The organism is Gluconacetobacter entanii (genome assembly GCF_003206495.1).
Classification (GTDB): Bacteria; Pseudomonadota; Alphaproteobacteria; order Acetobacterales; family Acetobacteraceae; genus Novacetimonas; species Novacetimonas entanii.
Window position 1 is genome coordinate 104,858 of the sequence record NZ_NKUF01000004.1, and the last position, 11,480, is coordinate 116,337.

The 11,480-nt window shown below is 63.7% G+C and carries 11 protein-coding genes; 4 read left to right on the forward strand and 7 right to left on the reverse strand.

All coding sequences use genetic code 11. The features are described from left to right. The first annotated feature begins 246 nt into the window (after nt 1-246). A complete protein-coding gene (locus CFR72_RS18245) occupies nt 247-912 on the forward strand; it encodes a cold-shock protein (protein WP_110912639.1) in 666 nt (221 codons plus the stop codon). Between the two features lie 113 nt (nt 913-1,025). Here the strand turns inward: CFR72_RS18245 and smpB are convergent, their stop codons facing one another. From smpB to CFR72_RS03400, 4 genes are all read right to left on the reverse strand, one after another. Further along, nucleotides 1,026-1,523, reverse strand: coding sequence for an SsrA-binding protein SmpB (gene smpB, locus CFR72_RS03385; RefSeq protein ID WP_110912640.1), 498 nt, complete (start codon nt 1,521-1,523; stop codon nt 1,026-1,028). A gap of 4 nt (nt 1,524-1,527) precedes the next feature. Beyond that, the gene (gene dapA / locus CFR72_RS03390) at nt 1,528-2,418 is read right to left on the reverse strand and encodes a 4-hydroxy-tetrahydrodipicolinate synthase (protein ID WP_208629950.1); all 891 of its coding nucleotides are present in this window, start codon (nt 2,416-2,418) and stop codon (nt 1,528-1,530) included. A gap of 166 nt (nt 2,419-2,584) precedes the next feature. Continuing rightward, entirely contained in the window at nt 2,585-3,493 is a 909-nt protein-coding gene (locus tag CFR72_RS03395; protein ID WP_244182154.1) for a prephenate dehydratase, read from the reverse strand. After that, complete coding sequence (locus tag CFR72_RS03400; protein ID WP_110912642.1) at nt 3,490-4,242, reverse strand: 3-deoxy-manno-octulosonate cytidylyltransferase; 753 nt, start codon at nt 4,240-4,242, stop codon at nt 3,490-3,492. The genes CFR72_RS03395 and CFR72_RS03400 overlap by 4 nt, the downstream gene beginning before the upstream one ends. Nucleotides 4,243-4,377: 135 nt before the next feature. On the opposite strand from CFR72_RS03400, the gene CFR72_RS03405 reads away from it, so the two are divergent. The 3 genes from CFR72_RS03405 (at nt 4,378) to serA (ending at nt 7,063) form a co-directional block, all read left to right on the forward strand. Beyond that, nucleotides 4,378-4,887 carry a c-type cytochrome gene (locus tag CFR72_RS03405; protein WP_110912643.1) on the forward strand — a complete coding sequence of 170 codons (510 nt, stop codon included), beginning with the start codon at nt 4,378-4,380 and terminating at the stop codon, nt 4,885-4,887. After that, nucleotides 4,887-5,681, forward strand: coding sequence for an inositol monophosphatase family protein (locus CFR72_RS03410; RefSeq protein ID WP_110912644.1), 795 nt, complete (start codon nt 4,887-4,889; stop codon nt 5,679-5,681). The genes CFR72_RS03405 and CFR72_RS03410 overlap by 1 nt, the downstream gene beginning before the upstream one ends. 116 nt (nt 5,682-5,797) lie before the next feature. Continuing rightward, on the forward strand, nt 5,798-7,063 hold the full coding sequence (gene serA, locus CFR72_RS03415) for a phosphoglycerate dehydrogenase (protein WP_110912645.1): 1,266 nt from the start codon (nt 5,798-5,800) through the stop codon (nt 7,061-7,063). 154 nt (nt 7,064-7,217) lie between these two features. Here the strand turns inward: serA and CFR72_RS03420 are convergent, their stop codons facing one another. Genes CFR72_RS03420 through CFR72_RS03430 form a run of 3 tightly spaced genes read right to left on the reverse strand, consistent with a single transcriptional unit; the run spans nt 7,218 to nt 11,168 of the window. Then, nucleotides 7,218-9,500 (reverse strand): xanthine dehydrogenase family protein molybdopterin-binding subunit, encoded by a 2,283-nt coding sequence (locus CFR72_RS03420; RefSeq protein ID WP_110912646.1) that lies wholly within the window; start codon nt 9,498-9,500, stop codon nt 7,218-7,220. After that, nucleotides 9,493-10,485 carry an FAD binding domain-containing protein gene (locus CFR72_RS03425; RefSeq protein WP_110912647.1) on the reverse strand — a complete coding sequence of 331 codons (993 nt, stop codon included), beginning with the start codon at nt 10,483-10,485 and terminating at the stop codon, nt 9,493-9,495. Before CFR72_RS03425 ends, CFR72_RS03420 begins: the two co-directional genes overlap by 8 nt. Next, nucleotides 10,482-11,168, reverse strand: coding sequence for a 2Fe-2S iron-sulfur cluster-binding protein (locus CFR72_RS03430; protein WP_110912648.1), 687 nt, complete (start codon nt 11,166-11,168; stop codon nt 10,482-10,484). The genes CFR72_RS03425 and CFR72_RS03430 overlap by 4 nt, the downstream gene beginning before the upstream one ends. Nucleotides 11,169-11,480: the final 312 nt, after the last annotated feature.

Here is an 11,480-nt window from a genome sequence, read left to right on the forward strand (position 1 = left end):
TGGTCACAAAAATGTTTGAACGTGCAAAATGCTGTGGAATCCCGTCACAGGAATATGCTTTAGATATTGGTGATACCGATGCGATTCATGCTAGGGTCAAAGACAGGACGGAGAAATGTTTCCCGGCGGCCCGCCTGACCCGCGGTAATGCCAGACAGGCAAAACTCTATTCTGCGAACAAAGCGTTTCCATATCGGCGGCTTCCCGTGACCGGGACCCGCCACCTAGACCTCGGGATTACGACCGTTGAGAAGTAACAGGACCGACCGCAGCTCCCGCTCCCCGCGCCGCGGCGGATTTGACGATGATTTCATGTCGGCGCCGTCATTCAATGACCGTGCCAGCGCTCCCCGTCGCCCCTTTGCCGGCAGCGGAGGTCCGCAGATCGTCGCATCCGGGCCGGAGATTGGCGCCACTGTCAAGTGGTTCAATAGCGAAAAGGGATTCGGCTTTGTCGAACTGTCGGATGGATCGGGTGACGTGTTCCTGCATGCAAATGCACTGAACCCCACCGGTTTCGAGACGGTTTCCCCCGGCAGCACGCTGGTCGTGCGCATCGGTCAGGGCCCGAAGGGCCGTCAGGTCGCCGCCGTGGTGTCCGTTGACGAAAGCACCGCGCAGCCGGAACGCCCCCGTGGCTTTGGCGCGCCGCGTGCCGGCGGGTTCTCCCGCTCCGGTCGCCCCGCCCCCGACCTGTCGCAGGCGCAGGACATGCGTGGCGTCGTGAAGTGGTACAACGCCACGAAGGGCTTTGGCTTCATCACGCCGGAAAGCGGTGGCAAGGACATCTTTGTGCACGCCTCCGCGCTGGAGCGTTCGGGCCTGACCAGCCTGTCCGAAGGCCAGACGGCCAACGTGCAGGTGGTCGAGGGCCAGAAGGGTCCCGAAGCCGCTGCCATCAGCGTTGACTGATTATCGGATGGCATGATGGAGACATCATGCCGCCTGATCTTCATGAAAACAGGGCGCTCCCTATGGGGACGCCCTGTTTTTTTATGCGCAGGCCATGGTGGTGGGGAAGGAAATCAGTCTTCCCGCCCCTTGTTGCGCATCAGGCGCGCCTTGTCGCGCTGCCAGTCGCGTTCGGCGATGGCATGCCGCTTGTCGGCTTTCTTGCGCCCTTCCCCGATCCCCAGCGTCAGCTTGGCAAGGCCACGGCTGTTGAAATGGATGTCGAGCGGCACAAGGGTCACGCCATTGCGCGCACTTTCGCCCAGCAGGCGGTCGATCTGCTTGTCATGCAGCAGAAGCTTGCGCGGGGCGCGCGGTTCAAAGCGGGACAGAACCCCGCCCTGATATTCGGGGATATAACTGTTGAACAGCCACAGTTCCCCATCGCGTTCGGCGGCGTAGGCCTCGGTAATGGTGGCGCGTCCCATCCGCAGGCTCTTGACCTCCGGCCCTTTCAGGACCAGTCCGGCCTCAAGCGTTTCAAGAATGGTGTAGTTGAAGCGGCCCTTGCGGTTCTGCGCGGCGATGCCCGTGGAAATCATCCCGCTGCCGTTTTTCTGTTTTGCTGCCATGGGTTCAGTCCAGCAGGCCTGCGGCGGACATGGCATCCTTCACGCGCGTGCGGTACGCATCGCTCAGCGGGGCGAGCGGCAGGCGGCAGGTTTCCCCCATCAGTCCGAGCACGCTTGCGGCGAACTTGACCGGGACAGGGTTGCTTTCGCAGAACAGGGCGTCATGCAGCGGGAACAGCCGGTCATGCCGCTCCATCGCGTCCATCACGCGCCCGTCGTTCCACGCTGCCTGGATTTCGGCGCACTGGGTCGGTGCGACGTTCGAGGTCACGCTGATGCAGCCATCACCACCGGAGGCAAGGAACGCCACCGCCGTACCGTCTTCGCCAGAAAGCTGGTTGAACGGCTTGCCGACCGTCTGGCGTGTCTGGAGCGGACGCAGCAGGTTGGCCGTCGCATCCTTCACGCCAATGATGTTGGGATGCTTCGCCAGTCGCGCCATGGTTTCGACGGAAATGTCGATCACCGAACGTCCGGGGATATTGTACAGGATGACCGGGATCGAGATGGCGTCGGCAACCGCCATGAAATGGCGGTAGACCCCTTCCTGCGTTGGCTTGTTGTAGTACGGCGTAACCACCAGCACGGCAGCGGCGCCCGCGGATTGCGCCTGCTGGGCCATCTTGATGGCTTCGGCCGTGCTGTTGGACCCGGCACCGGCCAGGACGGGCACGCGGCCATTGGCTGTCTTGATGGTGAATTCGACCACCTGCGCATGTTCATCGTGCGACAGCGTCGGGCTTTCCCCCGTGGTGCCCACGGGCACCAGCGCGGAGGTTCCCTGCTGGATCTGCCAGTCGATGAAACGCCCCATGGAGGACAGGTCAAGTGACCCGTCCTGGTTCATCGGCGTAATCAGGGCGGTAATGGAACCCTTGAACATGGTTGTTTCCACTTGGTTGGTCAGGTCCTGCCGGCCGACGCGGGAGGAGCGGGCCGAAAAGGCAGCAGGCCTGTTTTTGTCTCGGTTTCAGGGACGGGGAACGCGCCCGCCCGCTATGATCCCCTGATATGGGTATGGGGTGTGCGGATGGCAAAGTTTCCGCATGCGGATCGTTCTGTCATTTCATGACGGGTGTCCCGGAATCCATTGCGGGCGTGGCCGCATGACCGGCATTCCCATGCTCCGCGTCCTTGTGGCGGAAGGGGGATGCGGGGTAGACACCCAGCACATCCACCTGTTCCGCGAAAAAGGACAGTTCATGCAGCGCCGCCGCCAGGGCGGGGTCATGGGGATGGCCTTCCACGTCAAGCAGGAACTGCGTGGCCGCGAAGGACCCGTCGAGCATGTAGCTCTCCAGCCGTGTCATGTTGATGCCATTGGTCGCAAACCCGCCCAGCACCTTGTAAAGCGCACCCGGATGGTTGCTGACACGGAACAGCACGGTCGTCATGCAGTCATCCATGCGCGCGGGCAGGTCGGGTGGCCTGCGCGCGGCGATGTAGAAACGCGTCGTGTTATGGGCCGCGTCCTCCACATTACGGCGCAGGATGACAAGCCGGTTCAGGTCGGCGGCAAGTGACGACGCCACGGCGAGGTCTTCCTTGCGGCCCCATTCGCGGACCAGTTCGGCGGCCCCCGCCGTATCGAACTCCACCACCGGCTTGAGGCCGGTTTCCTTGATCAGGCCCCGGATCTGCGCCATGGCGACGGGATGGGTGTGCACACGTCGCGCATCGTGCAGGGTCGCGCCGGGAATGCCCATCAGGCAATGTTCGATGCGCAGGAAATGCTCGCCAACGATGAACAGGTCGGACTGCGGCAGCAGGGCATGGATGTCGGGCACCCGTCCCGCAAGGCTGTTTTCACAGGCCAGCATCGCGGCGTCCGCCCGGCCGTCATGCACGGCGGCGATGGCCCCGGCAAAGGTTTCGCACGGCAGGGTTGTCCAGCCCGGACGCGCCTGTCGGCAGGCCAGGTCGGAATAGGCCCCGAACGTGCCCTGGAAGGCGATGATTCCCGCTGTCATGTCCGTGCCTGCGTTGCGTGTGTCGTGGCCGCAGCGCGCGCGCGTTCCAGGTCGGCGGGCGTGTCCACCCCGAACGGTGCCCGTGCGATGCGTGCGCAGCCTATGTGCATCCCGGCCTCCAGCGCGCGCAACTGCTCCAGGCGTTCACGTCGCTCCAGCGGGGATTCCGGATTGCCGACGAACTGGCGCAGTGCCGCGCGGCGATAGGCGTAGATGCCGACATGGTGCCATAGCGGCCCCTGCCCCCACGGGATGGCCGCGCGGGAAAAATACAGCGCGCGTGCGGTATCTGCACCTTCGTGAAAGGCGCAGGCCACCTTCACCACGGAGTCCGTCGCTGCTTCGGCGGCGTCCTGCACCGGGGCCACAAGGGTTGCGATATCGGTCCGCGCATCACGCAGCGGCAGCAGGACCGTGCGCAGGATGTCGGGCATGACGCCCGGCAGGTCGCCTTGCAGGTTGACGATCGTGTCGTGTTTTCCCGCCGGGTCGATGCGTTCGAGCGCCTGCCACACGCGGTCGGATCCGGATGGCAGGTCGGGATCGGTCATGACGGGGTGGCCGCCGGCCTGCTCCACGGCGTGCGCCACGGCGGCGTCACACACGGCAACGACCACGGGGCCGATGTCGGCCCGCATGGCACGTTCAAGGACGTGGGCGATCATCGGGCGTCCGGCAATATCCGCCAGTGGTTTTCCGGGCAGGCGTGACGACGCCATGCGGGCCGGTATTATGACAATCGGGTTCATGAAATCTGGTTTTGGCCCATCGGTTCATCAAGGCGACACGAAGCATGCGGGCTTGTGACTGCTTCACACAAGCTGCGCGGCAGTCTAGGTAATGAAGCAAACTCATGCAACCGCGCACGAAAGGCGTCCTTATCCATGAACAGCATGCGGCTTAACCAGATGGGAGCAGCGTTCCTGATTGCAGCGGTGGCGCTGGGCGGAAGCTGGGGAATGGGCAGTCTTCTCGTGCCCCACCGCGCCGCGGCGCAGAGTGCCGTCCCCATGCCGCAATCCACGCCCGACGATGGGCAGGACCCGCCGATCGAGACGCTGCTGGCGCATGCGGATGCCGCCAAGGGGCATGAAATCGCCGATCACCAGTGCGGGATGTGCCACAGCTTCGCGCCCCATGGCCCGTCCGTCATCGGGCCCGACCTGTTTGGCGTCATGGGCACGCATATCGGCGATATTCCCGATTATGAATTTTCCGATGCCCTGAGCGCGCACAAGAAGGATGTGTGGACCCCTGCCCTGCTGTCGGAATGGATCAAGAAGCCCGACGCCTTCGCCCCGGGTACGAAGATGGCCTTCCCCGGCATTGCCTCGGCGACGGACCGGGCCAACCTGGTCGCCTTCATCCAGACCCTTGTCGAAGAGAAGAACTGATGACGGACCCGTTGGCGCACCGGGCGCAGTTCATCGCGGCGGCGCAGGCTGCGGCCGATGTCGCGGCCTGTATCGTGCGTCCGTTTTTCCGTGCCGGGGTGTCGGCCGATGACAAGGCCGACCAGAGCCCGGTGACGATTGCCGATCGCACGGCCGAACGTGCCATCCGCGCCGTCATTGGCGAACGCCTGCCCCACCATGGGATCATGGGGGAAGAGTTCGGCACCGAACGGCCCGATGCCGCCTATCGCTGGGTCATCGACCCGGTTGACGGGACGCGGGCGTTCCTGACGGGCCGTCCGACCTTCGGCACGCTGATCGCGCTGCTGCATGAAGGCGTGCCGGTGCTGGGCATCATTGACCAGCCGATTACCGGGGAACGCTGGATCGGCGTGCGGGGGGAACCCACGCGCTATCTCTCGCACTTTGCGGGACAGGCGGGGACGCGCCTGTGTCCGGCGCTGGATCGTGCCGAACTGTCATGCACCTCGCCCGAAATACTGGAAGGGGCCTATCGTGCGCGCTGGGATGTCCTGTCGCGTGCCGTCAAGCGCGTCAGTTGGGGGGGCGACTGTTACGCCTATGGCCTGCTGGCGCTGGGACAGGTGGACGTCATCGCCGAATGCACCATGAAACCGTGGGACTGGGCCGCCCTTGTCCCCGTGGTCGAGGGCGCGGGCGGTTCCATGACCGACTGGGCGGGGCAGCCACTGCGGCTTGATGGGGATGGAACAGTCCTGGCGCTGGGAAATCCCGCCCTCCTGCCGCAGGCCTGCCGCCTGCTGGCGAAATAGTACCTTTTTCCCGGTTTCCCGCCCCCTCTGCCCTGTCCTGACATCATTCCGCCCTAGCCACGCGCCAAGCAATCGGATAGGGCATCCCTTTGATCGAACAAGCGTGAGTACCCGACATGACTCATCCCTCCGCCGGCCATCTTTCCCTTTCCAAGGACAAGATCCGTATCATTCTGCTCGAAGGCGTGCATGACAGTGCCGTCGCGCTGCTTAAGGAAAACGGGTACGAGAACGTCACCCGTCTCAAGACCGCGCTGGAAGGCGAGGCCCTGCGCAAGGCGCTGGAGGGGGTGCATATCGTCGGTATCCGTTCGCGCACGCAACTGACGCGCGAAGTGATCGAGGGGGCGGATCGCCTGATCGCCATTGGCTGCTTCTGCATCGGCACCAACCAGGTGGACCTGGTCGCCGCGCGTGAATGTGGCATTCCCGTCTTCAACGCCCCGTTCAGCAATACCCGCTCCGTCGCGGAACTGGTGATGGGCGAGATTGTCATGCTGATGCGCCGCATCTTCCCCAAATCGGTGGAATGCCATGAAGGCATCTGGAAGAAGTCGGCCACCAATAGCTGGGAAGTGCGCGGCAAGACGCTGGGTATCGTGGGCTATGGTTCCATCGGGTCGCAGCTTTCCGTGCTGGCCGAGGCGTTCGGCATGCGCGTGTTCTATTACGATGTGATCGACAAGCTGGTGCATGGCAATGCCCATCCCGTCGCCACGCTGGAGGAACTGCTGGGCCTGAGCGATGTCGTCAGCCTGCATGTGCCCCAGACGCCGGAGACGGCGAACATGATGGGTGAGGCGCAGATCCGCGCGATGAAGAAGGGATCGTTCCTGATCAACAATGCGCGCGGCAATGTGGTGGACCTCGACGCGCTTGCCGCGGCCCTGAAGGACGGCCATCTGCTTGGCGCTGCGATCGACGTGTTCCCCAAGGAGCCGAAGGCCGCGGGTGAAAGCCTCGAGACGCCGCTGCGCGGGCTGGATAACGTCATCCTCACCCCGCATATCGGTGGCTCCACCGCAGAGGCGCAGGAGCGCATCGGGCAGGAAGTCGCGCGCAAGCTGCTGGATTATTCCGATATCGGCTCCACACTGGGGGCGGTCAATTTTCCTACCGTGCAGTTGCCGGAAAACCCGCACGGCACACGTTTCATGCACGTTCACACCAACGCGCCGGGGGTGATGCTGCAGATCAACGAGATCTTCTCCCGTGAGGACTGCAACGTGACCGCACAGTACCTGCAGACGGCGGGTGAACTCGGCTACGTCGTGGTCGAGGCCGATACCGGAGGGGACGTGGACAAGGACAACCGTATCCTTGCCAAGCTGCGTGACCTCAAGGGCACGATCCGCGCCCGCCTGCTGTATCAGCAGCGCTGAGGTCCGCGCACCGGAGACATGGGAAAGGGGGACGCGCGGGCGTGCCCCTTTTTCTTTTTAGAAAAAATCCTGAAATTTAAAAAAGTTTTTGGTGAAGCTTTTTTCAAAAAGCTTCGAAAGACGTTGCCGTTTTAGAACAAGGGCCCCCTGTTTTTCAGACCGTCACTTCGGGCAGATAGGGTAAAAGGCGATCCGGCGTGATGGGAAAGCGGCGGCCGCGTATGCCCGTGGCGTTAAAGATGGCATTGCCGATCGCTGCTGGCGCACCGCAGATCCCGACCTCCCCAAGTCCCTTGATGTGCAGCGGGTTGGAAACCGGTTCATCCTCCGCGATCATCACGACCTCCATCTCCGGCATGTCGGCATGGGTGGCGATGTGGTAATTCGCAAGGTCATGGGCGATGAACTGTCCCGTGCGTGGATCGGGCATGTTTTCTTCATGCAGGGCGTTCGAGACACCCCATATCATGCCGCCGAGCAGTTGCGAACGCGCGGTGCGGCTATTGAGGATACGGCCACAGGCAAAAACGCCCAGCATCCTGCGCACCCGTGTCTCCCCCGTTATGGCGTTGACGGCGACCTCGGCGAAATGCGCGCCAAAGGACGCCTGTGACCATTTCAGGGAGTCCGGGTCCGCCGTGATTTCGCCATGTGCCTGCGCGCCCTGGGGAAATGTCCGTTCCATGAAGGCGACAAGGGATTCATGCCGCCCCCCGGCATGGAGGCTGCCCGCATCAAGGTGGGCGGACTCCATCGCCTGGCCGTGCAGGGGGGAGTGTTCATCACGGAGGCCGGCTTCCAGCAACCGCGTGCGCAGGTTTTCGCAGGCGCGCAGCACGGCCGATCCCGCGCTTTCGGCCCCGAACGATCCCCCGGACCCCGGGGCGGGTGGATAGGCCGTATCCCCCATCTGCACATGAACCTGCGCGGGGGGCAGTCCCATGACACCTGCGGCGATCTGCGTCAGGATGGTCTGCGTCCCCGTCCCGGGATCGGTCATCGCCAGTTGCACAGTCAGGTTCGCCACTGCATCCAGATGCGCCAGCGCCTGGCACGGCTTGAGCAGGTTGTAGCGCATCGCACACGCCATCCCCATCCCGATCAGCCACTCGCCCTCCCTCACCTGTCCCGGTTGCGGGTTGCGTGCGCCCCATTCAAAGCGCCGGGCGCCTTCTTCCAAGCACTGGCGCAGGTGACGGCTGCTGAAGGGTTTATGGGCGGTCAGGTCCGTGGGCGTGTCATTGAGCAGGCGCAGTTCGACAGGATCGATCCCCAGTTCGTGCGCCAGTTCATCCATGGCGCATTCCAGCCCGATCATCCCAACCGCGTCCCCGGGGGAACGCATGGAATCCGAACGCGGCAGGTCAAGGTGGTTGAGGTGCGCGGTCGTGCGGATGGCGTCCGCGCGATACAGGCCGCGCGTGATCGTGGTCGTATCCTCCACGAAATTGTCAAATGAGGCACAGTGCGATAGCGCATCATGGCTGATGGCGCACAGGCGTCCCGTGCGGTCCGCACCGATGCGCAATGCCTGTCGGGTGGCGGTGCGATGGGTGGTGGCGGAAAACATCTGCGTGCGCGTCATGCCCACCTTGACGGGTTTGCCGAGTGCGCGCGCGGCGAGTGCGGCCAGGATCGCATCCGCGAAATAGGGCAGCTTCCCCCCAAACCCACCGCCGACATACGGGCTGATGACCTGCACGCGATGGGGCGAGATTTGCAGGGTCGCGGCAATGCCCATCTGGATCGACACCAGATTCTGTGCCGAGGTATGCAGCACCAGCCGGTCCCCCTGCCATAGCGCCGTCGTGGCGTGGGGTTCCATCTTGGCGTGGTTCTGGTGCGGGGTTTCATAGACCGCCTCCACCCGGATGGCGGACCGGGCAAGGGCGGCATCGAAATCGCCATGGTCCGTATGGGCGGGTTTGAACCCGTTGAGGAATTCCGGCTCCGTCGCCGTGGCGGGGTCAAGCAGGACGGCATGTGATGCCGCTTCATACTGCACATTGACCGCCATGGCGGCGGCACGCGCCCGTTCAAGGCTGTCCGCCACGACAAGCGCGACCGGTTCGCCATAATAATGGACATCAGGCCCCCGCAGCACGGGTTGCGCGCGGGCAAAGCGATCCCGGGCGACCAGCGGACCCCATGGGGCCTGTGGCGGCGCATTGTCACAGGTCAGGACAAGGCGGACCCCCGGCATGTTCCGTGCCGTCGCGCTGTCGATGGACGTGATGCGCCCGCGGGCAATCGTTGACAGCACCATGACCCCCACCAGTGGATCAGCCTGCGCGCCAAGGCTTGCTGCATCCATTTCATAGGCATAGCGCGCCTGTCCCGTGACCTTCAGTACGCTTTCGACGCGCTGCATGCCCGCCCCGATCATCGGGATGGTGGGAGCGTCCTGTTCGGAAGGAAGTGTGGGAAGGTCAGTCACTGTCATCCTCCCGCGACAGGGTGGCGAGGACCTGCATCAATGTCCGGCGAGCAAGCGGGATCTTGAAATCATTATCCCCATGGCCCTGCGCGCCCGCCAATGCGATGTCCGCCGCATGCGACAGGGCATCACGGGATATTTTCTGGCCCGTTAGCGCCTGTTCCGCCTCCTCCACACGCCACGGTCGCGGGGCGATGCCGCCAAAGGCGAAGCGGACATGCGTGAACTGCCCCTGCCGTGCCTGCACAATGGCCGCGACCGATACCAGCGCAAAGGCATAGGACGCGCGATCACGCACCTTGCGATATGTAGATCGCCCCACTGGCGCGGGAGGAAGCACGACGGCGACGATCATCTCATCACCTTGCAGCGCCGTTTCCACCTGCGGCGTGTCGCCGGGCAGGCGATGGAAGTCGGCCATCGGGATTTCGCGTTCCTGGCCGCTTGCCTGTCGGGTACGTATCCGTGCATCCAGCAGACGCAGCGCCACGGCCATGTCCGACGGGTTGACCGCGATGCAATGGTCGCTGCCACCAATGACGGCGTTCATCCGGTTACCGCCGCCCATCGCGTCGCATCCCGAACCGGGCTGTCGTTTGTTGCACGATGCCGCGATGTCGTAAAAGGCCAGGCACCGTGTCCGCTGCATCAGGTTGCCACCCGTCGTCGCCATGTTGCGGATCTGGCCCGAGGCCCCCGCCACGATGGCATGGGACAGTACGGGGTAATGGCGCAGGATATGGGGATGGGCCGCCGTGTCGGAATTCGTGACCAGCGCGCCGATATGCGTATTGCCCGCCGGATCGGTCGTGATGTCGTGCAGGCCGGAAATCCGGTTGATATCGACCAGGCGATCGGGATGCATGACCTGCAGTTTCATCAGGTCAAGAAGGTTGGTGCCCCCCGCCAGAAGGGTTGCCCCCTGCCCCTTTTCCCGCGTTGCCGCATTGGTCGTGGCGGGGCGCGTATAGGAAAACGGCCTCATGCCGAATGTCGCGCAACGTCAAGGATGGCGTCCCTGATGTTTGGATAGGCGCTGCAGCGGCACAGATTGCCCGCCATGCGTTCGCGCAGGTCGGCGATATCCAGATGGGGATGGTGTTCGGTGCGTTCCATCGTGACCATGCTGGGCCAGCCTGCCTTCCATTCCTGCAACATGCCGATGGCCGAACAGATCTGCCCGGGGGTGCAGTATCCGCACTGGAAGCCGTCATGGTCGATGAAGGCCCGCTGCATGGGGTGAAGCTGCCCCTCCCGCGACAGGCCCTCGATAGTGGTGATGTCCGCGCCGTCATGCGATGCGGCAAGCGACAGGCACGACAGTACCCGCCTGCCGTCGAGCAGGATGGTGCAGGCCCCGCACTGCCCATGGTCGCAGCCTTTTTTGGTACCTGTCAGGTGCAGATGTTCGCGCAGCAGGTCGAGCAGTGTCGTGCGGGTATCGAGTTCAAGCTGGTGGGGCGTGCCATTGACCGTCAGTTGCACCTCGATCCCATGCTGGCTGGGTTCTGTCCCGACGGCACGCAGATGTCCGCGCGGGCGCTGACCTGCAACCGCTGCCCCGGCCGGGGAAACGTTCAGCATGCCCGTCACGGCGACGCCTGCCTGCAATACATGGCGGCGTGAAAGCGGGGCGTGGACAGGTCCGGTGCATTTACGGGGCATCATGACGTCTGGTCGCGGCCTTTCATCGGGGGCGTGAATGCCGGGAGGCTATGGTTTCTAAGGCAGGGGTCTCCCGAAGGTTGCCATATTTATGGGATGATGGGGTGGCTTTTCCCGGCGCAGGACACACGATCCGGTGAGTGACGGAGGCGGGATGGCCCCGTATCAGGGAAGACGGACACGGTGCGCAGATCGCATGCGTGCCCCTTGAGGCGCGCTGTTGTATGGGGGACGGGACAACGACAAAAGGGGGCCGCAATCCGTCGGCCCCCTTATCATGGTCATCTAATAAGGGGACGTGCGATAAAATTTACC

What these genes read in the sequence shown, in the direction of transcription:
- smpB (WP_110912640.1), bottom strand. Translation starts at nt 1,523, where the DNA reads ATGGCAGCAAAACAGAAAAACGGCAGCGGGATGATTTCCACGGGCATC.
- CFR72_RS03395 (WP_244182154.1), bottom strand. Translation starts at nt 3,493, where the DNA reads ATGACAGCGGGAATCATCGCCTTCCAGGGCACGTTCGGGGCCTATTCC.
- CFR72_RS03400 (WP_110912642.1), bottom strand. Translation starts at nt 4,242, where the DNA reads ATGAACCCGATTGTCATAATACCGGCCCGCATGGCGTCGTCACGCCTG.
- CFR72_RS03405 (WP_110912643.1), top strand. Translation starts at nt 4,378, where the DNA reads ATGAACAGCATGCGGCTTAACCAGATGGGAGCAGCGTTCCTGATTGCA.
- CFR72_RS03410 (WP_110912644.1), top strand. Translation starts at nt 4,887, where the DNA reads ATGACGGACCCGTTGGCGCACCGGGCGCAGTTCATCGCGGCGGCGCAG.
- serA (WP_110912645.1), top strand. Translation starts at nt 5,798, where the DNA reads ATGACTCATCCCTCCGCCGGCCATCTTTCCCTTTCCAAGGACAAGATC.
- CFR72_RS03425 (WP_110912647.1), bottom strand. Translation starts at nt 10,485, where the DNA reads ATGAGGCCGTTTTCCTATACGCGCCCCGCCACGACCAATGCGGCAACG.
- CFR72_RS03430 (WP_110912648.1), bottom strand. Translation starts at nt 11,168, where the DNA reads ATGATGCCCCGTAAATGCACCGGACCTGTCCACGCCCCGCTTTCACGC.